The organism is Nonomuraea sp. CA-143628, assembly GCF_050942315.1.
In the GTDB taxonomy this organism is placed as follows: Bacteria; Actinomycetota; Actinomycetes; order Streptosporangiales; family Streptosporangiaceae; genus Nonomuraea.
On sequence record NZ_CP192072.1, the window covers coordinates 2,176,704 to 2,202,255 of the forward strand.

At 66.2% G+C, this 25,552-nt stretch carries 23 protein-coding genes; 11 read left to right on the forward strand and 12 right to left on the reverse strand.

Annotation, left to right across the window (positions count from 1 at the left end):
- Positions 1-51 precede the first annotated feature (51 nt).
- Both ACQP2T_RS10160 and ACQP2T_RS10165 read left to right on the forward strand, forming a co-directional pair.
- Positions 52-588 (forward strand): SigE family RNA polymerase sigma factor, encoded by a 537-nt coding sequence (locus ACQP2T_RS10160; RefSeq protein ID WP_433515906.1) that lies wholly within the window; start codon positions 52-54, stop codon positions 586-588.
- The gene (locus tag ACQP2T_RS10165; protein WP_433515907.1) at positions 575-1,549 is read left to right on the forward strand and encodes a hypothetical protein; all 975 of its coding nucleotides are present in this window, start codon (positions 575-577) and stop codon (positions 1,547-1,549) included. The genes ACQP2T_RS10160 and ACQP2T_RS10165 overlap by 14 nt, the downstream gene beginning before the upstream one ends.
- Positions 1,550-1,618: 69 nt before the next feature.
- Here the strand turns inward: ACQP2T_RS10165 and ACQP2T_RS10170 are convergent, their stop codons facing one another.
- The 3 genes from ACQP2T_RS10170 to ACQP2T_RS10180 are packed head-to-tail and all read right to left on the reverse strand — an operon-like array spanning position 1,619 to position 3,363.
- Positions 1,619-2,704 carry a zinc-binding dehydrogenase gene (locus ACQP2T_RS10170; RefSeq protein ID WP_433515908.1) on the reverse strand — a complete coding sequence of 362 codons (1,086 nt, stop codon included), beginning with the start codon at positions 2,702-2,704 and terminating at the stop codon, positions 1,619-1,621.
- A gap of 18 nt (positions 2,705-2,722) precedes the next feature.
- The gene (locus ACQP2T_RS10175) at positions 2,723-2,914 is read right to left on the reverse strand and encodes a ferredoxin (RefSeq protein ID WP_357949832.1); all 192 of its coding nucleotides are present in this window, start codon (positions 2,912-2,914) and stop codon (positions 2,723-2,725) included.
- The gene (locus ACQP2T_RS10180; RefSeq protein WP_433515909.1) at positions 2,911-3,363 is read right to left on the reverse strand and encodes a pyridoxamine 5'-phosphate oxidase family protein; all 453 of its coding nucleotides are present in this window, start codon (positions 3,361-3,363) and stop codon (positions 2,911-2,913) included. Before ACQP2T_RS10180 ends, ACQP2T_RS10175 begins: the two co-directional genes overlap by 4 nt.
- 85 nt (positions 3,364-3,448) lie before the next feature.
- Here ACQP2T_RS10180 and ACQP2T_RS10185 point away from each other — a divergent pair, with 85 nt between their 5' ends.
- Entirely contained in the window at positions 3,449-4,078 is a 630-nt protein-coding gene (locus ACQP2T_RS10185; protein ID WP_433519749.1) for a class I SAM-dependent methyltransferase, read from the forward strand.
- Here ACQP2T_RS10185 and ACQP2T_RS10190 read toward each other — a convergent pair.
- From ACQP2T_RS10190 to ACQP2T_RS10205, 4 genes are all read right to left on the reverse strand, one after another.
- Positions 4,075-5,079, reverse strand: a complete 1,005-nt coding sequence (locus ACQP2T_RS10190) for a DUF1702 family protein (protein WP_433515910.1) — start codon at positions 5,077-5,079, stop codon at positions 4,075-4,077. The two genes, ACQP2T_RS10185 and ACQP2T_RS10190, sit on opposite strands and share 4 nt — an antisense overlap.
- Positions 5,080-5,230: 151 nt before the next feature.
- Entirely contained in the window at positions 5,231-6,271 is a 1,041-nt protein-coding gene (locus ACQP2T_RS10195; RefSeq protein ID WP_433515911.1) for a prenyltransferase, read from the reverse strand.
- Positions 6,268-6,984, reverse strand: coding sequence for a class I SAM-dependent methyltransferase (locus ACQP2T_RS10200; RefSeq protein WP_357949841.1), 717 nt, complete (start codon positions 6,982-6,984; stop codon positions 6,268-6,270). The genes ACQP2T_RS10195 and ACQP2T_RS10200 overlap by 4 nt, the downstream gene beginning before the upstream one ends.
- Positions 6,985-7,018: 34 nt before the next feature.
- Positions 7,019-8,263, reverse strand: coding sequence for a glycosyltransferase family 4 protein (locus tag ACQP2T_RS10205; protein WP_433515912.1), 1,245 nt, complete (start codon positions 8,261-8,263; stop codon positions 7,019-7,021).
- A 250-nt stretch (positions 8,264-8,513) separates the two neighbouring features.
- Between ACQP2T_RS10205 and ACQP2T_RS10210 the strand changes: the two genes are divergently transcribed.
- From ACQP2T_RS10210 to ACQP2T_RS10220, 3 genes are all read left to right on the forward strand, one after another.
- Positions 8,514-9,536, forward strand: a complete 1,023-nt coding sequence (locus ACQP2T_RS10210; RefSeq protein WP_397297518.1) for a GDP-mannose 4,6-dehydratase — start codon at positions 8,514-8,516, stop codon at positions 9,534-9,536.
- Between the two features lie 113 nt (positions 9,537-9,649).
- Positions 9,650-10,207, forward strand: a complete 558-nt coding sequence (locus ACQP2T_RS10215; RefSeq protein ID WP_357949846.1) for a helix-turn-helix domain-containing protein — start codon at positions 9,650-9,652, stop codon at positions 10,205-10,207.
- Positions 10,200-11,030, forward strand: coding sequence for an SRPBCC family protein (locus ACQP2T_RS10220; RefSeq protein WP_433515913.1), 831 nt, complete (start codon positions 10,200-10,202; stop codon positions 11,028-11,030). Before ACQP2T_RS10215 ends, ACQP2T_RS10220 begins: the two co-directional genes overlap by 8 nt.
- Here ACQP2T_RS10220 and ACQP2T_RS10225 read toward each other — a convergent pair.
- Complete coding sequence (locus ACQP2T_RS10225; protein ID WP_433515914.1) at positions 11,027-11,491, reverse strand: MarR family winged helix-turn-helix transcriptional regulator; 465 nt, start codon at positions 11,489-11,491, stop codon at positions 11,027-11,029. The genes ACQP2T_RS10220 and ACQP2T_RS10225 overlap by 4 nt on opposite strands.
- Before the next feature lie 97 nt (positions 11,492-11,588).
- On the opposite strand from ACQP2T_RS10225, the gene ACQP2T_RS10230 reads away from it, so the two are divergent.
- Positions 11,589-12,464: an LLM class flavin-dependent oxidoreductase gene (locus tag ACQP2T_RS10230; protein WP_433515915.1), complete on the forward strand. Its 876-nt coding sequence runs from the start codon at positions 11,589-11,591 to the stop codon at positions 12,462-12,464.
- A gap of 445 nt (positions 12,465-12,909) precedes the next feature.
- Complete coding sequence (locus ACQP2T_RS10235) at positions 12,910-19,200, forward strand: DNRLRE domain-containing protein (protein WP_433515916.1); 6,291 nt, start codon at positions 12,910-12,912, stop codon at positions 19,198-19,200.
- Positions 19,201-19,860: 660 nt separating this feature from the next.
- Here ACQP2T_RS10235 and ACQP2T_RS10240 read toward each other — a convergent pair.
- The gene (locus ACQP2T_RS10240; RefSeq protein ID WP_433515917.1) at positions 19,861-20,685 is read right to left on the reverse strand and encodes a class I SAM-dependent methyltransferase; all 825 of its coding nucleotides are present in this window, start codon (positions 20,683-20,685) and stop codon (positions 19,861-19,863) included.
- Positions 20,686-20,746: 61 nt separating this feature from the next.
- Between ACQP2T_RS10240 and ACQP2T_RS10245 the strand changes: the two genes are divergently transcribed.
- Both ACQP2T_RS10245 and ACQP2T_RS10250 read left to right on the forward strand, forming a co-directional pair.
- Entirely contained in the window at positions 20,747-21,577 is an 831-nt protein-coding gene (locus tag ACQP2T_RS10245) for a DUF559 domain-containing protein (protein ID WP_433515918.1), read from the forward strand.
- Positions 21,578-21,762: 185 nt separating this feature from the next.
- The gene (locus ACQP2T_RS10250; protein ID WP_433515919.1) at positions 21,763-22,464 is read left to right on the forward strand and encodes a Mu transposase domain-containing protein; all 702 of its coding nucleotides are present in this window, start codon (positions 21,763-21,765) and stop codon (positions 22,462-22,464) included.
- Here ACQP2T_RS10250 and ACQP2T_RS10255 read toward each other — a convergent pair.
- Positions 22,431-23,441, reverse strand: coding sequence for an aldo/keto reductase (locus ACQP2T_RS10255; protein WP_433515920.1), 1,011 nt, complete (start codon positions 23,439-23,441; stop codon positions 22,431-22,433). The genes ACQP2T_RS10250 and ACQP2T_RS10255 overlap by 34 nt on opposite strands.
- A 289-nt stretch (positions 23,442-23,730) precedes the next feature.
- On the opposite strand from ACQP2T_RS10255, the gene ACQP2T_RS10260 reads away from it, so the two are divergent.
- Positions 23,731-24,336 (forward strand): SMI1/KNR4 family protein, encoded by a 606-nt coding sequence (locus ACQP2T_RS10260; RefSeq protein WP_433515921.1) that lies wholly within the window; start codon positions 23,731-23,733, stop codon positions 24,334-24,336.
- Between the two features lie 85 nt (positions 24,337-24,421).
- On the opposite strand, the gene ACQP2T_RS10265 is transcribed toward ACQP2T_RS10260, so the two are convergent.
- Together ACQP2T_RS10265 and ACQP2T_RS10270 are read right to left on the reverse strand one after the other, a co-directional pair.
- The gene (locus ACQP2T_RS10265) at positions 24,422-24,715 is read right to left on the reverse strand and encodes a hypothetical protein (protein WP_433515922.1); all 294 of its coding nucleotides are present in this window, start codon (positions 24,713-24,715) and stop codon (positions 24,422-24,424) included.
- The gene (locus ACQP2T_RS10270; protein ID WP_433515923.1) at positions 24,708-25,268 is read right to left on the reverse strand and encodes an RNA polymerase sigma factor; all 561 of its coding nucleotides are present in this window, start codon (positions 25,266-25,268) and stop codon (positions 24,708-24,710) included. The genes ACQP2T_RS10265 and ACQP2T_RS10270 overlap by 8 nt, the downstream gene beginning before the upstream one ends.
- Positions 25,269-25,552: the final 284 nt, after the last annotated feature.

Consider the following 25,552-nt stretch of genomic DNA (forward strand, 5'->3'; position numbering starts at 1 on the left):
CTGCAACCTTTCGCCTGCCCGGCCGTGTCACACAAGGCGAGGAGGTGATCGATGCAGCCCGCTCAGGAACAGGAGTACGTCGAGTACGTGACCGCACGACTGGCGTCACTCCGGCGGCTCGCCTTCTACCTGTGCAAGGACACGCACCGGGCCGACGACGTGGTCCAGATGACCATCACCAGGCTCTACATCCACTGGAAACGCGCCAAGGCCGCCACCGACCTGAACCGCTACGTGGACGCGATGCTCGTGCGCTGCTTTCTCAACGACCAGCGGCTCGGCTGGTGGACGAGGGTCAGTCTCGGCGGGATGGCACACGAGCTCCCGGGCACGCGGAGCACGGGGCCCCCGGACCTGGAGACCCGATCGGTCGTGCACGCGGCGCTGGCCAAGGTGCCGCCGCGCCAGCGGGCGGTGCTCGTGCTGCGCTTCCTGTACGACCTGCCGGTGGCGGAAGTGGCGGAGATCCTCGGTTGCTCAACGGGGACGGTCAAGAGCCAGTCGGCGCGCGGGCTCGCCACGCTCCGCGGCCTGCTGGGGGATCGGATGTTCGTCGAGGAGGGGGTGGCGCGTGATGGGCGGATCTGAGCCGGTCGGCAGGCGGCTGCTGGACCCGCTGCGCGAGGCGGAGCCCCCGGGCAGCGGCACGATCGACCTGGCCCGCGCCATGCGCACCGGGCGGCGCCGGATCAGGGCGCGCCGGGTCATGAGCGCGGCGGCCGGCGTGGGCGCGGTGGTCGCGGTCATCGTCGGAGGCACCGCGCTGGGACGTACGGCACGGCCGCCGGAGCCCCAGCCGATCAGCCGGCCGGCCGGGTTCGACGTGCTGACCCGGATGTTCACGGTGGGATCGGCGGGCGGCTTCACTCCCGACTCCTATGAGACGGGGTACGACCACCAGCGGGTGCGCCTGCGCCTGGCGGATCCCGCGAAGGCGGGCACGGCGGACGCGCTGGTGGAGATGTATCCACGAGGCCAGAGCCCGTTCGCCGCCCTGTCGCGGCCCGACGGCGAGGCAGCGCCGCCGATCAACGGACGGCCTGCCTACTGGCCGTCCCGGCCCCTGCTCAGGCCGGGAGCGACGGAGGTGGCCTGGGAGTGGGCGCCGGGCGCGTGGGGTGTCGTGTCCGTCAAGGGAGCCCGAATGGACAAGGACACAGCCCACCGCGTCGCGCAGAGCGTGCTGCCGATCACCGGAGAACGCGTCGAGGTGCCCTTCACCCTGGCGGACGGCGGGCCGGCCGGAAAGCTCTCCGGAACGGTCGCCTCGTACCCGGAACCGGACGACCCCACCCGGGTCGGGCTCCGCTACGGCGACGAGCGCGAGTGGGTGGAGGTCGGAGTCGAGCAGGCCGCCGACGCGGCCAAGCCGAACGCGACGGTCGGCGGGGTGCCCGCCGTACGGACGGACACCGAGGTCACACTGGTGCGGCCGGGCGCCAGATACGCCACATACGCCAGGACCAGCCGGGCCGGTCAGCTCGACGCGCGGCGTCTGGGGGAGCTGGCGGCCGCGGTGCGGGTGAAATCGGGCCGTCCTCCGGAATGACCTGGTCGCTCCCGCGGGTCACATCGGCCGGAACCTGGCCGGCCGATGTGGCTCACGGACGAAGGAGATCTAGTCCATCAGGACGATCTGGCGCAGCACCTCGCCGCCCTTGAGCGCGGCCACGGCGTCGTTCAGGTCGCCCAGCCGGATCCGGGCGCTGATCATGGATTCCAGGTCCAGCTGGCCGGCCTTGTAGAGCTTGGCGAAGTAGGGGAAGGCGTGCCGTACGTCGGCTTCGCCGTACAGGCTGGACAGCAGGTTCTTGCCCTCGAACAGCAGGCTGAACGCGGAGATCGACACCATGTCGTCCACCGCGCCCGCGCCGACCACGATGACCTCGCCGCCCGCGCGGGTGACCTGCCACGCGCTCTGGATGGTGGCCGCCTTGCCGACCACCTCGAAGCCGTAGTCGAAGCCGCCGCCCCCGGTCAGCTCGTTGAGCGCCTCGGGGACCTGCTCGGGGGTGACGGCGTGGGTGGCGCCGACCTTCTTGGCCAGTTCGTGCTTGGACTCCAGCGGGTCGATCGCCAGGATCGTCCGGGCGCCGGAGACGCGCGCGCCCTGGATGACTGACAGGCCGACGCCGCCGCAACCGACGACGGCGACAGTCGAGCCGGGGCGTACCTTGGCGGTGTTGAGTGCGGCGCCCACGCCGGTGGTGATGCCGCAGCCGATCAGCGCGGCCGCCTCCCACGAGATGTCCGTGTCGACCTTGATCGCGCCCTGCCAGGGGACGACGATCTCCTCGGCCCAGGTGCCGCACCCGGCCATGCCGTACGCCGTCTGGTCGCCGCCGAAGCGGAAGTTGCCCTTGGTGAAGGACTCGATCACGTACTTCATGCAGAGGTACGGCTGGCCGCCCAGGCACAGCTCGCAGGCCTGGCAGGACGGGCGCCAGTTGATGATCACGTGATCGCCCGGCTGGACCGAGTCGACGTGCTCGCCCACCTCGACCACCTCGCCCGCGCCCTCGTGACCCGGGACGAGTGGTACGGGCTGCGGCAGCACGCCGGACATGGCCGACAGGTCCGAATGGCAGACGCCCGTAGCCTTGATCCGCACCCGTACGTCGGTCGGGCCGACAGGGGTGAGGGTGACATCGTCGCGGATGTCCAGCTTGTCGTCGCCTACGGCGTGCAGAAGGGCGGCGCGCATGGGGAGTTCCTCCTCCGGCTATTCCTCTAGGGAAAGAGCGGCTTTGGGGCAGGACCGGACTGCGTGGCGGACGCGGTCCAGGAGTTCGGGGGGTGGTTCCGGGAGCAGGATGTGGAGCTGGTCATCGTCGTCCACGTCGAACACCTCGGGTGCGAGCCCCATGCACACCGCATTGGCCTCGCACACCATCTCATCTACCTTGACCCTCATGTGAGCCTCCTGTGATCCCATGAGACCACTTTGGTGCGCTCGACAAGGTAAGCGACCCGTTTCCGCCCGGTTTGTTCGACATATGGCTGCAAAAGTTCGTCCGGCACGTCCGGGGTCATCCTGCGCGTGATCTTCATGCCGACGGCCAGGACCTGCTCGGGCTCGTCGACGAGCTTGGCCTCGCCGTACAGCAGGACGCCGCGCAACTCGTTGTAGTCCTCGCCGGTCTCGATCAGGCAGCTCACCCGTGGGTCGCGCTCCAGATTGCGGACCTTCTGCGCCTTGGCGTAGCTCCAGAAGGCGATCCGCCCCTCGTCGAGGCCGTAGAACATGGTCACCAGATGCGGCGTGCCGTCGGGGTTGATGGTCGCGAGCTGGAGCTTGCGGGCCCCTTCGAGGAAGGCGGTGACCTCGTCTCCGGACATCGCGATGCGAGCGCGCTGATTCACGTTGCCAAGTAGAACAGGTTGCAGAATGGCGGGCAAGGGGGCGCTGGAATGTTGTTCGGTTCTACTAGGGTGCATCCCTATGACGATGCCGCCTGAACTGCGATTCGCAGCCAAGCAAGCCAAGGGTTTCATGCCGGAGAAGGAGGGCCTGGCGCTGTTCGAGGCGGCCTGCCAGTACGGCAAACTCGGACCCATCTGCGAGATCGGCACCTACTGCGGAAAGTCGGCCGTCTACCTCGGGGCGGCGGCCCGGCTGGCCGGGTCCGTGGTCATCACCGTGGACCACCACCGCGGCTCGGAGGAGATCCAGCCCGGCTGGGCCCACCATGACCCGACGCTGGTCGATCCGCGGTTCGGCAAGATGGACTCGCTGCCGACCTTCCGTCAGACGATCGCCGCCGCCGGGCTGGAGGACGAGGTGATCGCCGTGGTCGGCCACTCCGAGCAGGTGGCCCGGCTCTGGAACACGCCGTTGGGGCTGCTGTTCATCGACGGTGGCCATTCCGAGGAGCCGGTGACGCGCGACTACGAGGGCTGGGCGCCGCACGTCATGGCAGGAGGGGCGCTGGTCTTCCACGACATCTATCCGGACCCGGCCGACGGCGGCCAGGCTCCCTACCAGGTCTACCGGCGGGCGCTGGCCTCGGGCGCGTTCACCGAGACCTCGGTGGAGGGCTCGCTGCGCGTCCTGGAACGCGTGGCGCCAGGCATTTAGTGCCGCGTCCGGCGGCGGGTCCATGCTCTGCGGGTGTGGGCCCGCCAGGACTGGAAGTCCTCGTGGGTGTGCGGGTCGTGGCCGAGCGCGATGAGCGCCCCCTCGGCCCACCAGGCGGCCTCGTCGGGCTCGGCCCCCGCCAGGATCGGTGCGGCCTGCGCCACGTGGTCCGGCAGCGCCCCCGCCTGGAGCCGGGCCGAGGCGGCGAACGCGCTCCCCTGAGCCAGATGGGACCGGAACCCGTCGGCCCCCGCGTGGTCGGTCAGCCACCACAGCTCGTCGGCGCTCGCGCCACCCGTGTGCGTCGCCGCGAACCCGACACCGCTCCACAGATCGGCCCGGCGGCCCGCGGGGTAGGCGGCGATCCTGGCCGCCACGTCGTCCGGTGAGGCGCACTCGTGGTACCAGAGCAGCCGCCCCAGCCCCTGGTCGAAGATCGCGCAGTGGCTCCGGGTGAGCAGGTCGGGCATGGCCCGCTCGCCCACCATCCGGTCGGCCCGCGTCAGGCTCCGCTGGAACCCGAACCCGTCCACGGCCAGCCACCGGAACAGCGGGTGGGCTCGCCGTACGCCCCACATGGGCCGCAGGCGCAGCAGCGCGTAGCCGCGCCCGGCGCCGAGGTGCACGGCGTACGGGTGGAGTTGGGCGGGGCCGGCCAGTAGCTCGTGAAGGCGCCGGCCCCGAGTCATGGTGAGCAGGTCGAGCACGGTGCAGGCGGCACCGGCCCCCTCATAGGCGAAGCTCCGCTGCTCCGGAGCCACCTCGTCGATTCTGTCGGCTTCATCGGAAAGAGCGGCGTTGTACCCGAAAAGGTATGACCGCTCGGCCCCTTCGACGGCCGTCCGGGAATGTCCCTGCCGTAGCCGGAACCTCCGCCGGGCCAGGTCGGCCTCGGACTGCTCCTTCAGCAGCAGCTTCCGTAGCCCGCGAACCGGCGAAAGCGTCGGCTCGGTCCTGTCTTGTGCCAAGAACGCTGTCGGCTCGGTCCTGTCCTGCTCCAAGAACGCTGTTGTGCCCGTGTCGCCCACGCTTCCCCCGAAGACGCCTCGTACGGCCACTCACGAAGCTAGTAACCCCATTGAGGCGTTCAGCGGCGCCGCTCCGCATTTCCCGGCAAAGAACCCGCAAAAGCCCTTGCGTACCCGGGAAAGATCACGTGCGCGCGGGCGTGCAACCACACAGGTGCGGGTCGGCGGGGGAGACGGAGGGGGCGCTGATGTCGCGGAAGATCCCCGCGCCCGGGGAGAAGGCGGACAACGCGTCCGCCGCGAGCACCGCCGCCGCGGCCGTGTATCCGCTCCGCTCGTGCGGGAAGTGCCGCTGGTTGACGAACTGCCAGCCCGTCCAGTACGAGCCGTCCTCATGGCGCAGGTGCTGGACGTCGGCGAACAGCCGGGCGGCCCGGTCGCGGTCGCCCAGCGCGTCGAGGGCCAGCGCCAGCTCGCACGTCTCCGCCCCCGTCACCCACGGCTGGTCCGACACGCACCGGATCCCCAGCCCCGGCACCACGAACGTGCCCCACTCCCGCTCCAGCAGCTCCTCCGCGGCCGCGCCCCGGACGGCGCCGCCGAGCACGGGGTAGTACCAGTCCATGGAGTAGCGGCTCTTGTCGGCGAACGCCTCCGGGTGCGCGGCCAGGACGTGCGCCAGGCGGTCGGCGGCCAGCTCCCAGTGCGGCTGCGGGTCGCCTAAGTGGTCGGCGAGTAGAACGCCGCAGCGCAGCCCCTGGTGGATCGACGAGCAGCCGGTGAGCAGCGCGTACGAGGAGGCCTGGCCGCGCGCGTCGCGCTCCCAGACGACCTCGCCGCGTTCGGTCTGGAGCCCCACCACGTAGTCGAGCGCCCGCTTGACCATCGGCCACCTGAGCTCGGTGACCTCCTGGTCGCCCGTCACCAGGTGATGGTGCCAGACGCCCACCGCGACGTAGGCGGCGTGGTTCGACTCACCGCCCGGCTCGGTGGCGACGCCCTCGACCAGCTTCATCGCCCACGAGCCGTCGTCGCGCTGGTGCCGGGCCAGCCAGTCGTAGCCGCGCGCCACGGGGTCGCGCAGGCCCGCCACGGTCATCGCCATCAGGCACTCGACGTGGTTCCACGCGTCGACGTGGCCTTCCGGCCAGGGCACGCCGCCGTCGTCGCTCTGGATCGCCGAGATGCTCAAGGCCGTCCGTACGACCTCCTCGCGTGAGATCACGCGGCGGGCTTCCTCACGTAGAGCACCACGCTCTTGCCGATGAGCGGGTTGAGCAGGTTCTCGGCCAGCCGGGTGAGCGGCGGGCGCTTCATGATGTCCCAGACCAGCAGCTCGTGGTAGGCCTTGGCGAGCGGGTGGTCGTCGTTGTTGACGCCGACCGCGCACTTGATCCACCAGTACGGGGCGTGCAGGCCGTGGGCGTGGTGGTGGGGGCCGATGTCGAAGCCGGTGGACTTCAGCTTGGCCGACAGCTCAGCCAACGTATAAATCCGGACATGTCCGCCGGGGGCCGTGTGATAGTCCTCGTCCAGCGCCCAGCAGATCCGCTCGGGCAGGAAGCTCGGCACGGTGATCGCGGCGGTGCCGCCGGGCTTGAGCACCCGGAAGATCTCCCGCATCGCGGCCATGTCGTCGGGGATGTGCTCCAGCACCTCGGCCGCGATGACCCGGTCGAAGGAACCCTCCTCGAACGGCATGTCCAGCGCCGTACCCTGAACGGTCTCACCGCCGGCGCCGGGCGGCACCTCACCCGCCTTGTCCATCGCCACGAACATGGCCGCCACGCTGTCCAGCTCGGACTGGTCCATGTCGAAGGCGACCACGTCCGCGCCCCGGCGCAGCACCTCGAAGGCGTGCCGGCCGCCGCCGCAACCCAGGTCGAGCACGCGTACGCCGGGCCCGACCGGCAGCCGGGCGAAGTCCACCGTCAGCACTTATCGATCTCCTTGAAGTTCGGTCAGCGGGTACTCAGCGGGTACGGCGGGCCGCGATGGCCTCGCGATACGCCTCGACGGTTCTCTGGGCGACGACGCGCCAGGTGTAACGCTCCATGACCCGGTCGTATCCGGCCTTGCCCACCCGCTCGCGCTCCTCCGGCGAGTCGTGCAGGCGGCGCAGCACCGCGGCCAGCTCCTCGGAGTCGCCGGGCGCGACCTGGATCGCGGCGTCCCCCACCACCTCGGGCAGCGCCCCGGTACGGCTGGCGACCAGCGGGGTGGCGCAGGCCATGTGCTCGACGGCCGGCAGCGAGAACCCCTCGTACAGCGAAGGCACCACGGAGACCTCGGAGGTGGCGATCAGCTCGCCCAGCTCGTCGTCGGAGATGCCGTGCACGAAGCGGACCCGGTCCTGCAGCGACAGCTCCTGTACGAGCTGCTCGGTGGGCCCGCCGGCGGTCGGCTTGCTGACCACCGTGAGGTTGACGTCGCGCTCGGTGGCCAGCTTGGCCACCGCCCGCAGCAGCGTGGCGACGCCCTTCATGGGGGAGTCGGCGCTGGCCACCGCCACGATCGAGCCCTTGCGCCGGGGCTTGTCCGGGCGCGGGTGGAAGTAGCGGGTGTCGACGCCGAGCGGGATCAGGCGCATGTTCGCCTGCGGGACGTTGAAGTCGCGGTGGATGTCGGCCAGCGACGACTCGCTGACGGTCAGGATCGGGCTCAGCCGGGGCGCGACCTTGGCCTGCATCTTCACGAAGGCGTACCAGCGGCGCATGGTCAGCTTCTTGGCACCGGTGGCGGCCTCCAGCTCGATGCGCCGGTCCACGCTGATCGGGTGGTGGATCGTGCCGACCACCGGGAACAGCTTCTGGATGCCGAGCAGGCCGTAGCCGAGCGTCTGGTTGTCCTGGACGACGTCGAAGTCGCCCACCCGCTTCTTCAGCGCGCGGTGCGCCCGCAGCGTGAACGTCAGCGGCTCGGGGAATCCGGCGGTCCACATGGTGCCGACTTCCAGCCAGTCGATCCAGTCGCGGTATTCGTGCAGCTTCGGCGTCCTGAACGGGTCCTCGTCGCGGTAGAGGTCGAGGCTCGGCACCTTCTGCAGGATCACGCCCTCGTCCAGCTCCGGGTACGGCTGGCCGGAGAACACCTCGACGTGATGGCCCAGGGCGACCAGCTCGCGACTCAGGTGGCGGAGGTAGACGCCCTGGCCACCACAGGTCGGCTTGCTGCGGTAGGACAGCAGCGCGATCCGCAGCGTGTCGCTCACGGACACCCCTTTCTAGCCCGGTATGCCCCCAGAGATGGGCGTGTACCGTGAAGATGACCTTAGTCCGAGAAGGCTACCATTCGGTAGGTCATCTGGAATTGTTCACAACTGCCGCCAAAGGCCGTGCGAACTGCGATGTTGGCATGACCGAGCGCGGTTCGGTGGAACGTGTTCTAGAGGGCTCTGGTGCTGTATCGAGGCGCTTAGCTGTACATTCCCGTCCAAACGGACGCGGTCGTGATAGTGGGAGGACCCCTTGGCCAGGCGCGCTCTGATCACCGGCATCACCGGCCAGGACGGTTCCTACTTGGCGGAGTACCTGCTCGGTCAGGGGTACGAGGTGTGGGGTCTGGCGCGAGGTCAGGCCAACCCGCGCGTGTCGCGGCTGCGCAAGCTGCTGACCGATGTCCAGGTGGTCCGCGGCGACCTGCTCGACCAGGGATCGCTGATCTCGGCCGTGGAACGGGTTCAGCCCGACGAGGTCTACAACCTGGGCGCCATCTCGTTCGTGCCCATGTCGTGGGAGCAGGCGGAGCTCACGGCCGAGGTGACCGGGATGGGCGTGCTGCGCATGCTGGAGGCCATCCGGGTGTGCTCGGGCGTGTCGCGCGGCAGCGCCGCCTCCGGCCAGATCCGCTTTTATCAGGCTTCGTCCTCTGAGATGTTCGGCCAGGTCAGCGAGACGCCGCAGACGGAGCGCACCGCGTTCCACCCGCGCTCGCCGTACGGCGTGGCCAAGGCGTACGGGCACTTCCTCACGCAGAACTACCGCGAGTCCTACGGCATGTACGCCGTCTCCGGCATCCTGTTCAACCACGAGTCGCCCCGGCGGGGCGCCGAGTTCGTCACCCGCAAGGTCTCGCTCGGCGTGGCGCGTATCAAGCTCGGCCTCGACAGCGAGCTCCGGCTCGGCAACCTGGAGGCCAGGCGGGACTGGGGTTACGCGGGCGACTACGTACGGGCCATGCACCTCATGCTCCAGGCCGGCACCCCCGAGGACTACGTGATCGGCACCGGGCGCATGAAGTCGGTCCGCGAGCTGGTCGAGGCCGCCTTCGCGGCGGCCTCCCTCGACTGGGAGCAGTACGTCGTCACCGACCAGGCCCTGCATCGGCCCGCCGAGGTCGACCTGCTCTGCGCGGACCCGAAGAAGGCCCGGGTGCAGCTCGGCTGGGAGCCGACGATGCCGTTCGACGAGCTGGTGGCGACGATGGTCGAAGCCGACCTGCGCCTGCTGTCGAACGGCGGCGACCCCGACCAGGACAGTTCCTGGCCCTGACCCCGCTCCTGGCCCTGATCTCGCTCCTGGCCCTGATCCACCCCCATTGGCGGTGCTCCTTCGAGCACGCCCCATTGACAAAATCCTGTTTTACGTAAAGGATTGTTTTTGCGATGAGAGATGTCCTGTACCTGGAGCAGATCGAGCAGGCCGAGGCACTGCTCAAGCCGCAGCGCGTCGAGGTGTTGCGGCAACTGGCCGAGCCGCGCACCTGCACCGAGGTCGCGGCCCGGCTCGGTCAGACGCCACAGCGCGTCTACTACCACGTCAAACGGCTGGTGGACGCCGGCCTGGTCGACCTGGTGTCGGAGCGGAAGGTGCGCGGTGTCCACGAGGGCATCTACCAGGCCAGCGCTCGCGCGTACTGGCTGTCACCCCGCCTGGTCGGCCGCATCGGCGTGCGCAGGGTGCAGGACGAGCTGAGCCTGGGCTACCTGCTGGACCTCATGGAGGAGGTTCAGGCCGACATCGCGAGCCTCGACAGGACCGCGACGGAGCTGCCGTCGATCGGGCTGTCGGGGGAGATCCACGTGCGCCCCGAGAACCGTCAGGAGTTCCTGCACGAGCTGCAGGGGATGCTGCAGGACCTGTTCACGAGGTACGGCGGAGCGGAAGGTGACGCCTTCAAGCTCGTCGTCGCCTGTTACCCCAAGGGAGATGAACATGAGTGAGCCGATGACCGTCCGCGCCCGCGTCCAGGCACCGGTGAAGGAGGTGCACCACGCGCTGACCGACGCCGCGACGATGCGGCTCTGGCTGGCCGAGCACGCCGAGGTGGAGCTGCCGGACCGCTACGGGTTCTGGGGTCGCTATACCCCCGAAGGCGACGCGCCGCACCAGCGCCCCCTGCACGTCGACGACCACACGGTGCGCTTCTCCTGGCTGCTGGACGGCGTGGACACCACGGTCGAGTTCGGCCTGGAGGAGGAGAGCCCCGAGACCACCATCGTGTCCGTCTCGCAGACCCACTTCGACTTCCAGGAGGCGCTCGCCGAGTCGACGATCCGCGGCGTGATCCAGACGTACTGGTGCCTCATGCTGGCGAACCTGGCCGAGCACTTCGACGGCCGCCCGCTCACCCCGAAGCCCGACTTCACCGCCTCCGACCTGCGGGCGGAGGTGCTGATCGCCGCTTCGGCGGAGAAGGTCTTCGACTCGATGATCGACTCGGAGTCGGTGACCCGCTGGTTCGGCTTCCCGATCGAGATCGAGCCGCACGTCGGCGGCCGCTTCGCCATGGGCGGGTTCGCGAACGACCCCAACCCGGCGAAGATCGTTGAGCTGGAGCCGGGGCGAAAGCTGTCCGTCGACTGGGGCGGCGTCGGGGTCAGCACCTGGGAGCTGGCGGAGTCCGGCGGCAAGACGCGGTTGACGATGGTGCAGAGCGGATTCGACCGCCCGCCGTACGCGGCCTGGCTCGGCACCATATCCGGCATATCCGAACTGCGCCGCTTCCACGAAATGGCCGACTGGAGCCCCATCTGGGTGTCCTAGTCACCTTTCTCGCCCAGGTGGGTCAGAACGGTCTCCGCGACGGCCCCCAGAACCTCGATCTGCTCCGGCGTCAGCAGGTCGATGAAGTGGCGGCGTACCGACTCCACATGATCGGGAGCCGCCACCTCGATGGCCCGCATTCCCTCCTCGGTCAGCACGATCACGGCGCCGCGACCGTCGCTCTCGCACTCCTCACGGGTGACCAGGCCGCGCTGCTCCATCCGTGAGATGTGCCGCGACAGCCTGCTTTTGGACCACAGCATCCGCTCGGCCAACTCGGTGAGCCGCCCCCGGCGCCCCTCGGCCGATGACAGGGACGACAGCACGTCGTAGTCGGGGGCCGACAACCCCGAGTCGCGCAGCAGGTCCCGGCTCACCTGGGCGTCCAGGAGCAGCCGCATCCGGCGGTAGCCGAGCCAGGCCCGGAACTCCGCCTCATCCAACCAACGCGGGTCACCCATGCCGCCCAGATTAGCTGACTTAGTTGACGTGTAACCAACGTTGGTTTTAGGTTCCATGTAAACCAAATGATGGGAGGCGGACACGATGTTGGGTGGAATGGCGAGTGGAATGTCGGGTGCGATGTTCGGTGTGGGCATTTCGGCCTCGGCGGCTCCCGGCTCCGATCCGGTCGGGGACGCGCGGCTGGCCGAGGAGCTGGGGTTCGACTTCGTGTCGACGTCGGACCATCCATGTGGGACGTCGCCGACGTACGAGATCTGGACGCTGCTCACCTGGATAGCCGCCGCCACCTCGCGGATCCGCGTCGCCACGCGGGTCCTCGGGGTGCCGTACCGGCCGCCGGCGATGGTGGCCAAGATGGCGGAGTCGCTGCACCGGCTCTCGGGCGGCCGCCTGATCCTGGGGCTCGGCGGCGGCTATTCGGACGAGGAGTTCCGGGCCTTCGGGCTGGGCGTACCGACGCCGCGGGAGAAGGTCGACGGGATGGTGGAAGCGATTCACATCATGCGCGGGCTGTGGTCGTCTCCGTCGTTCACGTACGAGGGCACCCGCTACCACACGCTTGACGCCTCACTGGAGCCCAAGCTGGTCGGCCCGATCCCCATTTGGCTGGGGACGTACGGCAACCGGGCGCTGGCGGCGACCGGGGAACTGGCGGACGGGTGGATCCCTTCATTGGGGTTCGCTCCGCCTTCGGTGGCGGTGGAGATGCGTTCTCGGGTGCTGGAGTCTGCTGGGCGGGTGGGGCGGGAGGTGGAGTGCGTGTACAACGTGCCGGTTTCGGTCGGCGGGTCCTCGTCCTCGCCGTCTATGGTGGCGGGGTCGGCGGAAGAGGTAGTCGAGGGATTGATGGGGTTCGTACGGTTGGGATTCACCTCTTTGAATCTGATGCCTGTGGGGGCGGACTTCCGTCAGCAAATGGAGCGACTTGCTGCTGACGTTCTCCCGGCATTGCGTGCATTCTCTTCATAGGCGACGCCGGGCTACGCACCATTTCAGGCTTCTTGACGTCGACATTCTTCTTGGACTCGGCGTGTAGCTACATAGTTAGTATTGTGTCACTCGGGCGCTTCGCTCCGTTGTGCTTGTCCGCTCTGGCGGCTGCACCGCTTCCCCTCGTAGGAGGCCGCGCAAGTTACGCAGCCGCAGATGACGTCATGTGACCGCTGATCGCTCCCCCAGTAGAGGTCGTAACAAACATAGGTAGACAGCGTTTGGCTGATGAAGCCGAGATATTGCGCTGCGTAAGTAATTCGCGACAAATCTGCCTCTATCATCCCTTCCGATGTTGATCTAGCATCCGATTGCCTTTCTGATCTTTACTTACGGAGGTCGGGTGCACATCCCCCACAGGGCTGGCCTTGCCATGCCCAAAACCGGGCAAGCAAGGTGCCGAACAGCCCTCACCATAGGGCTGGTGGCCACGCTGCTTTTTTCCACCGGCCACGCGGCCGAAGCTGCGACCCCTTTACCCGCAGCTCCCACCCCCGCCCCCACGACACTCAAAACTCAGCCCGTTACTGAGCGGCCCGACCGTGTCTCGGCGGCCTTATCCGCACGCTTGCAAAACAGCCGGGTCTTGGTCACCGCGGAGACCACCGAGACGACGCTGACCTACGTCAACCCCGATGGCACTATCACGCTGGAAGCCTCCAGCGGGCCGGTCAGAGTCAAGCAAGGCGATGCCTGGACCGCCATCGACACCAACCTTGTCGCCAAAGATGGGGTGCTCAAGCCTAAGGCCGCGCTCGCCAACGTCACGTTCTCGGCTGGCGGCGACGGCAAGCCACTTGCCGTACTGGAGCGTTCCGATAAGCAGTCCTACGCCTTAACTTGGCCCACTGCGCTGCCTCAGCCCAAGGTGGAAGGCAGCAAGGCCACCTACTTCGACGCGGCAGGCCCTGGTGCCGATATTGTCTTGACTGCGGTGCCCTCCGGGTTCCGCCATGACATCGTGCTGCGTGAGCGCCCCACGGGACCAGTCGAATACAAGATCCCCATCGAGACTAAGGGCCTGAAGCTCAGTGAGACCGAGCGGGGCGGGCTCAAGCTCAGCGACGGCAAGGGTAAGACGGTCGCAGCCGCGCCTGAGCCGATCATGTACAGCGGCCTTGAACAGCCTTGGCACGCTGAGTCCCAGCTGGCCGGGTCGATCCCAAATCGCGGAAAGATCGACGCCGAAGTTGTCGCGGATGGTGATCAGCAAGCGCTTGTCCTGAAACCCGATCCAGTCTTCTTGTCCAACCCGGACACGCACTACCCGGTCACGGTGGATCCCACCACGACGCTTCCATCGGCGACTGCGAACACGATCAGCATGCCGTGTCCGAACGGCAGAGAGTTCAACGCCCCCGATGCAGCCACGGTGGGCATCACCGAGTCGGTGTGCCCTGACAACTGGAGCGCCAGCGTTGTAGAGCGCGCGCTGATCGGTTTCGATACCTCCAGTCTCGTGGGCCAGCAGATCACCGACGCCAGGCTGGACCTCGTCGGGAACTTGAGCACCTGTCCTACGGGCCAGCGCCTGCGGGTGCAGCGCATCACCGCGGAGTGGGATCCGGACAGCGTCTTCTGGAGTGCCCAACCGGCGGTGACCAGTGATGGGGAAGCGATCTCCACACCACCTGCGGTCTGCACAACCACCTCAACCCCCGATAACGTGCCATGGAGCATCCCGGTCACCGACATCGCCCGAGCCTGGGCAGGCGGCCAGGCAGGGCGCGGCCTGATGCTGAAGATCACGAATGAGGACAAGGCGGCCTCAAAGTTCTCGTGGTACTTCCAAGACGGTACGACGGCCCCGCCCACGCTGGTCGTCACCTATGGTTCTTCACCGGCTACGGGCCAACTGCGCGCTCAGCCGGTGGCGGCGGTCAACAATCACGTGTACACCAACACGCTCACCCCGACTCTGGTCGCCGGGCTCAGCGACCCTGATGGCGGGCTGCTACGAGGCGAGTTCGAGGTCGAGCATGACCCGGCGGCATCCGGACAGGGCACCGGTCAGGTCTGGTCCGGAGCGGTGGACAACATCACGGCGGGCACCGACGCGAAGATCACCATCCCCGCCGGCAAACTCGCCGATGGGTGGAATCTGCGCTGGCGAGCTCGTGCCTCTGATGGCCAGTCCGTATCCGCCTGGTCCCAATGGCAGACGTTCATCGTCGACGCCACCACACCCAAGGTGACCTCGATCTATTGCTGGGACGAGACCAAGGGCGGAATAGACCCCAACGTCTGGGGACCCAAACCCACGGAGGCGCACTGCGGGGTCTATAACGATGACTCCGCTCCAGGCCCGAACAGCACCGAGCCGGACGTCACACAACTCTGGTGGGGACTCGACGATCCCACCACCTCTACCAAGGCGGACGGGAACTGGGGGTGGTCGTCCGACGGCAAGGGAGGCGTCAAGTCACTCTCCTTCGATATCAATCCTGGGCCAGGCTGGCACACCTTGTACGCCAAAGTTAGGGACAGGGCCCACAACTCATCCACGGTGGCCACCTTCAGCTTCGGCGTCAATCCGGGCGGCCTCGTGACGGCGCCCAAGCAGGAACGGACACAACGCTTCGTCACCCTCGACGCAGCTGCCGCACCGGAATGGACCGGGGTCACCTACGAATACACCACGGATCTCTCTCAAGATTTCTCGTGGGAGACGGTCCCACCCACTGATGTCACTGCGCCGGGCACTTCCACCCCGATCAGCTCATGGCCGCAAACCCGCACCGACACCAGTAAGAACTTCACATCTTTGGCTTGGGACGCTGCTAAAACGCTACGTGATGCGAAAGCCCGCGGGCCGATCAGGGTGCGAGCCTGTCTTTCCAGCAGCAGCGATCCGTGGGAGTGCACCCCCGAAGCCACTGTCGCCCTCGACCAATCCGCGTTCGGCGGCTCCTACGCCACCTCAGACGTCGGTCCCGGCACCGTAGCACTGCAGAGCGGCGACTACTCCATCACAAGCACCGATGCCAGCCTCTTCGGCATCACCGTCGGACGCACGCACACCTCGCTCAACCCAGGCGCCGAACGAGCCGACGAACAGCTGGCCGAAAACAAGGTGTTCGGCCCCGGCTGGCGGGCAGGCTTCCCCTCGGTACCTTCGAGCATCGCCGACTTCTCACCCACCGATGCCGATAGCCCCGGCTCTCTGCAATTGGTCGGCCCCGATGGAACCACCCTGTCCTATATCAAGGACGGCACCACATTCACCGGCATCGGCGACGCCGCCGACGGCTCCAACATCCTCACCACCGACGAGGAACTGACCGTCACCGAACCCACTGGTGGCAAGACTACTTACAACAGGGTCGACGGTAACTGGGTCGTGGCTCGTACCGAAACCTCAGCGACCGAATCCGCCGTGACCTACTACCGTGATGCGCAAGGTCGGATCACCCGGATCGTCGCACCTGTGCCAACGGGCGTGACCTGCGGGACCACCCTGGTTGCGGGCTGCCGCGCGCTTTCACTGTCCTACGCTTCCGCGACGACGGCGACCGGTGTCGCCTCGAATTGGGGAGACTTCAAAGACCAAGTGAAAAGCGTGTCGTTCACTGCGTTCGATCCAGAGTCGAACGCGATGAAGACCACCGTGCTCGCTTCCTACCTATATGACTCGACCGGGCACCTACGGCAGATGACGGACCCCCGCACCAACCTGGCCACCGTCTACTACTACACCGGTGAAGGCCGCATCTCTCAGATCACCCCGCCAGGCCTCGCCCCCTGGCGACTTGAGTATGACACTGGCGGTCGCCTGGCCCACGTACAACGTGAAAGTGGCGATATTGACCCGACCTGGGCACTCGCCTACGACGTGCCAACAGGCGGGGTCTCGGCGCCGATCGACCTTACTGCGGCGCAGACAACCAGGTGGGGGCAGGCGAGTGATCTACCCGCCGTAGGCACGGGAGTCTTCCCTGCCACACACGTGCCGAGTCGTGGCTCCGATGGCGCCTACAAGCCAACCACTGCAGACTGGGAATACAGCCAGCTTACTTACACTGACGTCAACGGCCGGGGAGTGAACACTGCGGGATTTGGAGCTGGAGCTTGGCAGGTCTCAAGTGCCAGATTCGACGACAATGGCTATACGATCTGGCAATTGTCAGCAGAGAACAGGGCCCAGGCTCTCCAACCGACTGCAGATACAGATCCTTATGTGGCCGGGCGGGCGGACTCAGCTGAGCGAGCAAATCTACTGGCCACCACCAAGGGGCATGACGGGGGCGGGAACCCGACCGTCGGCGAGCAGCCGACACGCCCGGTTGTGTTGAGCAGTGGGAACGTAGTATCAGCGCGTTTGCGTACCACATTCACCTACGACGAGGGCAAGCCGCAAAGCGGCGCGGCCTACAATCTGCTCACGACCACCAAAATGGCACCCGTCGTATTGGACGGCACATCCGTAACCGCTGAGGCCGATGTCCAGACCTTTAAGCTGGGATATGATCCCCTCAAGACGGGCGATCCCTCAGGGTGGGATCTGAGGCTCGCCACTACTGAAACAACATTGGTGCCAGGACAAGCCGACATCGTCAAACGCCTGCGCTACGACAATGCAGGGCGAGGGCTTGAGACTCGAATGCCCAATTCAACCGGAGCTGACGCAGGCACCAGTTCGATTAGCTACTATACTGCAGCCGCCCATCCTACGACGGCGGTATGCGGCAACAAGCCGCAATGGGCTGGCTTACAATGCTTGATAAAACCAGTCGCGCAACCTTCCGGAGTGCCACTTCCAGTCACAACTGCGGCGTACGGCTACTACGGCCAACTCGTGACGCGCACCGAGACTGTCGGCTCGATCGTCCGGACCACCACCACCACATTTGACACGGCAGGCCGTATGGCCAAAGACAAGGTCACTGTCACGCCGGCGAGCGAGGGAGGAGTGGAGATCCCGGAAACGACCTACTCCTACGATCCGGCGACAGGTCTGAAGACTCAAGTCTCAGCGGGTGGGGCTGCGGTAACGACAACGTATGACACATTCGGCCGGGTGGCCGGCGTGACCGATGCCGACGGTAACGCCTCCACTGCCACCTATACGCTCAATGGCGATCCAGCCACCTTCAATGATGGTAAAGGCTTAACCACCTACACCTACGATGGAACGGATGCGGGGGGAAGGAGTGAGCGGCGCAATCTCCTCACGAAAGTCACGACGAACAATGTGGGCGAATTTATGGCAGCCTACAACGCCGACGGACAGCTCATTCAGCATCGTTATCCCAACGGACTAAACGCGACACTACGCCGAGACAACGAAGGAGCGACGACACGCCTCACCTACGCCAAGGGGGGAGCTAGCTGGGCATCGTTCGAGCAGGCCGTTGACGCTTTCGGCAAAGTTTCGAGTGTCGCTGCTCCGGGAGGACGGGACCAGAAGTTCACTTACGACGCGGCCGAGCGACTCACCAAAGTGCAAGACAGTTCCGGTGGCCAGTGCGTCACGCGGGTATACTCGTTCGACCTGAATACGAACCGCACAAGCCGAAGCACTTTTCCCGCCACCACAACAGGGGCTTGCTCAGACACCACGGGCATGGTGACGGAGACGAACACCTATGACCAGGCCGACAGAATCACCAACAGTGGTTACACCTACGATGCCTTCGGTCGCACCACCACCGTTCCCGCAGCACACGTCACTGGCACAGGTAATCTCCAGATCGGCTACCATAGTAACGACACGGTGGCGTCGCTCTCTCAAAATGGCCAGACTAGGACCTTTGCCCTGGACCCCGTGGGGCGCATTCGGTCTACTACCACCACAGGTGGAAGTCAGCCAGGCACCGTTACCAACCATTACGCCAAATTGAATGACAGTCCGGCCTGGATCACCGAGCCCGACGGTTCGTGGACTCGTAATATCGTCGCCTTTGGTGGCCTTTCCGCGATTCAAAAGAGCAACGGCACTAGCATAATCCAACTAACCAATCTCAATGGTGACGTCATTGCCAGCGCCGACAACTCGCCTACGGTAGCTGGCTTCTCCGGGTACTTCGAATACACCGAATACGGTCAAGCTTATGAAAGATCTCAGGGCAATCCCGCCCGATACGGCTGGAGTGGCGGAAGCCGGCGTTCCAGCGAAATGCTTGGTGGCATTATCCTGATGGGCGCGAGGCTCTACAATCCGACCACCGGCCGGTTTCTTCAAGTCGACCCGGTCCCCGGTGGCAGCGCCAACGCCTACGAATACTGCACTGCGGATCCGATAAACTGCTCAGATCTTGACGGCTTCAAGGCAAAGAAGAAGACGCCGTCCTGGGTAGCTATCCTCAGTAAAAACATTGCGTCCGCAGGCTATTGCTTGAGCCTTGGTCTACGGTGCAGCACTGTCGTAAACATCATAGTGCAGGCATATCTAAGATCCGGCACAAGCCCAGTCACTCCGGACAGTAAAACCGGGGGAGATGGAAAGAAACGGCACTTCCTGCTCATGGGCGCTATGTACCTCCTCTTCGGGTCAAGGATTGCATGGGATCTAGCAACCATGCATGAGTGGGGTGAGCAGGGAAAAGATGACAGCAAAACAGATATGCGGGTCAATCACGCGGCCGTCAACTGGGTGAACGGCAAGAGCGGGTGGTGGAAGGCTGGAATGGTTGGTCTCTACTACTCGGATGAACAGAAATTCTGGGCGGAACTAGAAAAGGGATATAGGGAAGAAAGCGCCAAGGGGGAATTTTAGGAAGACGCGCGCACGCCTGATGCGATGCGACTGGGTGCGAGAAAGTTCATCGCGTCCAGTCGCATCGCACCTCATGTTATCGGGAGAAGGAATGATTCATCAAACACACCTGAAGCTGCCAGTCTGCCTCGTGCTGGCTTCCGTGATGCTTGCTATAGCGACTGGCTGTTCCTTTGTCCAAAAGGCAACGGGTTTAGACTGCATCAACGACCCCACGGAGCCATGGTCCGAGCTCGCGGGTCGAGACGCGATCCTTCGACAACCACCGCCTCATGCCGAACCACTGGGAGATCAGTATGTCTCGGCGGCATGCGAGGACGACAACGCTATCGCGGAGGTCGGGCGCCGATACAGATTCAACGGCTCTCCTCTCGAGATCGCCACCTATTACAAAGAGCAAGCTCGCGCGGTCGGCTGGCTTCTGTCCAGTGACGGCACCGGAGATCTAAGAACGCGCCATCAAACAACAGAGGGATGGCCTTCCGTGACGTGCTTCTCAAAGAATTTCGGCGACTTCACGGCAGATCTCCAGCTCGATTTTGACTTCTGGTCACCGGACGTGGAGAAGGACCCTTCCGTGCAGACCTACTGGTTGGAGATATCGTTCTCCCCAGATGGGGGTAACTGTGCGAATTCGGTGAAGGGTGCCACGGGCACTCCTTATCGACCTTGATGCGGAGTCATGCCGGTCGGGGCCAGCGTGGTTAGATATCCTCGGAACAGCACGGTCAGCTCCCCGCTGCGGAATATCTCCGCAAGTGTGCGATGGCACCAGTCGCGCGCCTGCTCGGCGCTGTCGTCCCCGCGCGCGATGGCGCTGTCCACGTTGACCTGGCCCAGCACGTAGCGGAGGTAGTCGCCGAGTGTCATCGGTATCGGGATCTCGATGTCGGAGTAGTCGAGCAGACGCAACCCCCTCTCGGCGAGGGGCAACTCCGGTACGGCCAGTGGCCGCCATCCAGGCGGCGATGGAAACCGCTGCTCGAACGACGTGAACCACGCCGCCAGTGCGTCACCTGTCAGCGAGTACCGGTCTTGCGAGAAGTCGTACAGGAGGAAGACCCCGTCCGGAGTCAGGACGCGGGCCACCTCGGCAAGGGCCGACGAAAGGTCGGTGTAGTTCAGCGAGCCGGCGGCGGCGACCAGATCAAACGACGCTGCGGCGAACGGCAGTTCCTCCGCTGTGCCGATGACGAATCGAGCTGATGGCGCGACGGATCGTCGGTGCACGAGCATCGCTGGGATCGGCTCCAGGCCGATTGCATAATCGGCGAATGGGGCGAGCGCGGCAGTAGATATACCGGCACCGCATCCGACATCCAGGGCTCGCCGGACCGGACGCGTAAGGTGAACCGACTTGAGGATCTGCTGATGCACCGGAGGGCGGTCGAAGGCATAACTTGCCGCCAGTCGTTCGCTGTCATAGACGCTTGGCATGGCCTCTCCGAGATCAACTACTCCGTGGCTGTGGATGATCTGTTTCATCTATCCACAGAATCGGATTCGGCGCCTGTTGCCCATCGTCTGCTGCCTCATTCTGAACGGCGTGAACGAACCCTCGCTGCTCGAACGTGCCCAGCGCATTACGCGGCTGATTCCCCAGGCGGTCGCCTGCCGCCGGACGGCCGCCCACATCTGGGGCCTGCACGTACTGAGCCTCGACACCCCCGAAGACGATTGGCCGGTGGAGCTCATAGCTCCCGGCCACCTGGCGATCCCCGGCTGCGTCACCCACGTGACCACCTTGCCCGCTGACGACATCACGGAGCACAAGGGCGTCCGCCTCACCACCCGGGAGCGCACGGCCCTCGACTGTGTCCGCTGGCTTCCCCGTCTGGAGGCCGTGGCCGCCCTGGACCAGTTCCTCCGGCACGGAGTGGACCTGGAGGCCCTCTGGCACCAGTCCACTTCATGGCACCTGCGCGACACGCTCAGCCTCGCCGACCGGGGCGCCGCATCGCCTCGGGAGAGCTGGCTGCGCGTGATCCTCGTGGACGGCGGCCTGCCCAGACCCACCACACAGGTCCGTGTCCCCCTAGCTGACGACCGCTTCGCTTACCTCGACCTCGGCTGGCCGGAGTTTCGGGTGGCGGTCGAGTACGACGGTCAGCGACACCACACTTCGGCCGCCGACCAACTTCGCGACGAGCACCGGCGCGCAGAGCTACGCGCACTCGGCTGGCGGGTCATCGTCGTTCGCCGGGACGTCATCCCCGGTCAGACGGCCGACCTGCTCCACCAGGTGGCGGACACCCTCATCCAGCAGGGCTGGCAGCCAGGCGCCCGCCAGACGATCCGCATCCTCTCCCGCATCAGAGCCGCCCGCCGACGACGACGGTTACCTGATGCTGGCGAGGCCGCTCTTGCGCCACATTAGCCATCAGACCATTCCGAAAGTCGCGTTGTACGTTGTGTGCGGTCAAGGGGGTGCTGGTCCTCGGACAAAAGTGGTTCTGTCGGTGACAAGTGACAGCGTTTGTCGGTCTCCTGCGACAGCGATCGTTTCGGCAGCAAGACGATGTCGCTGAGAAGTAACAGCGCTCCGGGGCTTGCGGTGAGAGCATGGGTGTGCTTCCGCCGGATGGGGTGGCGTCGGTGCAGCCCAAGAGCAAGGTTGAGTTGTACGCGGCGATCCGCCGCAACCACCTGGTGCCGGTCCCTGATGTCGCCTCGATCGGCGAGCTCAATGCGCTGATCGACCAGTGGGACATCAAGGACGAGCAGCGCCGGATCCGAATGCGCGCCCAGACCATCGGCGAGCGTTTCGCGCACGAGCGGAGGTTGCTGGCGCCACTGCCGGTCGAGCCGTTCGAGATCGGCCGGTTGCTGACCCCGCGCGTCAACATGCACGGACAGATCAGCGTGCGCACCAACCGTTACTCGGTGCCGATCCGCCTGGCCGGGCATCAGGTGCGCGTGATGCTGTTCGCCTCTCACCTGGTCGTCTATCACAAGGGGGTGGAGGTGGCTCGGCACGAGCGGCTGATCGCCAAGGGAGGGGCCCGGCTGGAGCCGGACCACTATCTGGAGGCGCTGGCCCACAAGCCCGGCGCGCTGCCCGGCGCCACCGCGCTGGAACAGGCCCGCGCCGTGGGCACCTTCACCGCCGCCCATGCAGCGCCCGCAGCGAAGCGAGGACGAACGATCTTGACGCGGGACGAGCCGCGGCCATCGTCACAGCGTCGAGGAAGAGCCCCAGTGACTCGTCGAAGGCCCGGCGGTAGCCCGGACTACCGGGAGCCCGCTACAGGGCGCGACTTGTAGAAGGACTCCTCCAGGTAGGCGGCCTCGTGCGGCTGGTAGGGCTCCTCCAAGTAGGCGGCCTCGTCTTCGTCGAGTTCGACGTCCACCGCGGCGACCGCGTCGGCCAGCTGGGCCGACTTGGTGACCCCGACGATGGGCGAGGTCACCACCGGGTTGCGCATGACCCAGGCCAGAGCGACCTGGGCCGGGGACAGACCCCGCTTGCCCGCGATCTCGTGGACGCGCTCGGCCACCGCCTGGTCCTCGTCACGATAGAGGATCTTGCCGCCCTCGTCGGTCCCGGCACGCGCCGTGGCGGTGTCCCGGGCCCGCGTCAGCCTGCCCCGCGCCAGCGGGCTCCACGGGATCACGCCGATGCCCTGGTCGGCGCAGAGCGGGAGCATCTCCCGCTCTGCTTCTCGGTGGATGAGGTTGTAGTGGTCCTGCATCGACACGAACCGGGTCCAGCCGTTCAGGTCAGCCAGGTACAAGGCCTTGGCGAACTGCCAGGCGTACATGGAAGAGGCTCCGATGTAGCGGACCTTCCCGGACTTGACCGCGTCATGCAGCGCCTCGAGGGTTTCCTCGATCGGGGTGTCGTAGTCCCAGCGGTGGATCTGGTACAGGTCGATGTAGTCGGTCCCCAGGCGCTTCAGGGAGGCGTCGAGCTCGGCGAAGATCGCCTTGCGGGACAGCCCGGCGCCGTTCGGGCCGGGGCGCATCCGCATCCAGACCTTGGTGGAGAGAACGACCTCCTCGCGCTGGGTGAAGTCCTTGACGGCCTGGCCGACGATCTCCTCGCTGCTTCCGGCGCTGTACCCATTGGCCGTGTCGAGGAAGTTGACGCCACTCTCGAGGGCCTGCTTGATGATGTCCCGGCTGGCGTCCGCGCCCAGCGACCAGGGCTCGCCGCCCCGGTCCGGCTCGCCGAAGCTCATGCAGCCGAGGGCGATGGCGGAGACTTCCAGTCCGGTCGTTCCAAGTTTGATGTATCGCACGCTTCCGAACCTAGGAGTTGGAGTGCGCTCTAACGCAAATTCGGAGGCGTGGGGCATGCGCGCCCTGTCAGGTTTCACCATGCGCCCGGAGTGCGGGCCCCTCCAAGCCAACCACCGTCTCTGTCGGCAGCCGCATGAACGCGCTAGGTGAGCAGCCGAGCCTCCGGGTGCTGCTACTTCTCACCGACATTCCGGGCCCGATCAACCCCCGAGTGCTGTCCAAACTGACCGACGAACGCTGCTGCTACTCACCAGCGAAATCAGACAACCGAAGCTAGGGTGTGTGGGCATGGTGACGGAAGCGTGGGCGCGGATCGAGGAGTGGTTGGCGCGGCATACCCCGGCCAGCGCGGCCGCGCTGGCGCCACCCGCCGATCCGGCCGACGTCGCCGCCGCCGAAGCCGCGCTGGGACTCTCCTTCCCGCCTGAGCTCGTCGAGTCGCTGAGCCGCCATGACGGCCAACGCATCTGGGCGAACATCCTGCCCGAAGGGCCGCCACTGTCGACCGTCGGCATCGTCGACCACTGGCGCGCGTGCATGGACGTCGCCGCGAGCGTCGACGGACTCACCCCGCACCGGCCGGGCGCCGAACCGTGGTGGCACGAGCGATGGGTACCGTTCGCCGCCGCGGACGGCGATGCGCAGGTGATCGACCTGCGGCCCGGGCCCGGGTACGGGCGGGTCGGTTGTACCGCGCACGACGGCCTCGGCGACTTCGATGCTGCCTGGCCGACGCTCGGCGCCTACCTCACCGAGGTGGCCGGCGCGCTCGCCGCGGGTGCCCCGGTGCGTTACTGGGTGCCGTACCTGACGGTCGACGGCGAGCTGTGGTGGAGCACCGAAAATCCGGAGGTTGCGCCCGCGGGTGCCAGGCGTTTCCTCCCAACTCCCTGACATGGCGCACATCGCCATCCGGTAGAGGCGCCGGGATCCACCGACATGATTTCCGAGACCGGACAAGTAGGTCTGCGGCGCCGGTTTACGAGCCTTCGTCGGCGCGGTGCGAGCCAGCGGAGTGGGCCACGGTCAGTTCACACCGGCCATCTACGCAGGAGCGCCGCAGCCGGCCCATCGAAATGGTCTGTATCAAACCGATGGCCCAGCAGGTCGGACACCCTCGCAGGGCGAGCAGACCAACCGGCACGAGCAGCAAGCCACCCAGTCCGATCATCGGAATCAGGGCGACCGAACCGACCAGCGCGCCGAACCCCAGCACGCCGCGCACCAGATGTCGCGGCAGAGAGGCGCTGGCAAAGCCGCGATCATCAGTCATCGTTGTCTCCCATGGCTGTGCCAGGTGTGCCCTGCAGCGTGTGGTGCACCGTGGCGCGGGCGCGGTGCAAGCGCGACTTCATCGCGGCGGTGCTGAGACCGAGCGCATCGGCGACCGCCCGTCCGCGATAGCCCAGAACATCTCGCATGATCAAAACGCGCCGCTGATCAGCGGGCAGAGAAGCGATCGCCGCCGCTACCCGCTCGGCTTCCAATCGCCGCAGTACCTCCTCCTCGGCCGACCACACGGTGGCGTCCACGACCGGTTCGTGGCCTCGCACCAGTAGCCGTGACCGCCGCAGGCACTCGTTGCGGACAATGCGAAACATCCACGACGCCAGCGCACCGGACGCTCGCAACGTCCCGATCTTGCGGTACAGGATGATCAACGCCTCTTGCGCGGCGTCTTCCGCGTCTTCCGGCGAGGCACACATCAAGTGGGCGAATCGCTGCACGTGCGGGTGCGCGCCGGACACCAACGCGGCGATCGACTCGACGTCGCCATCCCGCGCGGCGACGACCAGCTGCTCGACCGGCCAACTCGCCTCAGCCACGCGAACGACTCCGCCTACGGAGTACCACGACGGTGCACGCGCACAAGAGCACAGCCGCCACGACGACGATACCTACGAGCATGACAACCTCCTGAACCTGTCCCGACGCTGTTGTCGGTACAGGTATAAGAGACGCGAACCCCACCAAAGGATTCACCCAGCACTCCAAGACTGGAACTCATCCAAGGGGTGCCTCCAGGGGAGCCCCACCCACGACCGATCAGGAGAAGGCGACGTTCTTGGACCAGCGGCGTGTCCGGTGATACCGGTAGAGCCCTTACCTG

Excerpts from the sequence above, each read along its gene's own strand:
- ACQP2T_RS10160 (WP_433515906.1), top strand. The coding sequence starts at position 52 with ATGCAGCCCGCTCAGGAACAGGAGTACGTCGAGTACGTGACCGCACGA.
- ACQP2T_RS10165 (WP_433515907.1), top strand. The coding sequence starts at position 575 with ATGGGCGGATCTGAGCCGGTCGGCAGGCGGCTGCTGGACCCGCTGCGC.
- ACQP2T_RS10170 (WP_433515908.1), bottom strand. The coding sequence starts at position 2,704 with ATGCGCGCCGCCCTTCTGCACGCCGTAGGCGACGACAAGCTGGACATC.
- ACQP2T_RS10175 (WP_357949832.1), bottom strand. The coding sequence starts at position 2,914 with ATGAGGGTCAAGGTAGATGAGATGGTGTGCGAGGCCAATGCGGTGTGC.
- ACQP2T_RS10185 (WP_433519749.1), top strand. The coding sequence starts at position 3,449 with ATGCCGCCTGAACTGCGATTCGCAGCCAAGCAAGCCAAGGGTTTCATG.
- ACQP2T_RS10215 (WP_357949846.1), top strand. The coding sequence starts at position 9,650 with ATGAGAGATGTCCTGTACCTGGAGCAGATCGAGCAGGCCGAGGCACTG.
- ACQP2T_RS10220 (WP_433515913.1), top strand. The coding sequence starts at position 10,200 with ATGAGTGAGCCGATGACCGTCCGCGCCCGCGTCCAGGCACCGGTGAAG.
- ACQP2T_RS10225 (WP_433515914.1), bottom strand. The coding sequence starts at position 11,491 with ATGGGTGACCCGCGTTGGTTGGATGAGGCGGAGTTCCGGGCCTGGCTC.
- ACQP2T_RS10230 (WP_433515915.1), top strand. The coding sequence starts at position 11,589 with ATGGCGAGTGGAATGTCGGGTGCGATGTTCGGTGTGGGCATTTCGGCC.
- ACQP2T_RS10240 (WP_433515917.1), bottom strand. The coding sequence starts at position 20,685 with ATGAAACAGATCATCCACAGCCACGGAGTAGTTGATCTCGGAGAGGCC.
- ACQP2T_RS10250 (WP_433515919.1), top strand. The coding sequence starts at position 21,763 with ATGGGTGTGCTTCCGCCGGATGGGGTGGCGTCGGTGCAGCCCAAGAGC.
- ACQP2T_RS10260 (WP_433515921.1), top strand. The coding sequence starts at position 23,731 with ATGGTGACGGAAGCGTGGGCGCGGATCGAGGAGTGGTTGGCGCGGCAT.
- ACQP2T_RS10265 (WP_433515922.1), bottom strand. The coding sequence starts at position 24,715 with ATGACTGATGATCGCGGCTTTGCCAGCGCCTCTCTGCCGCGACATCTG.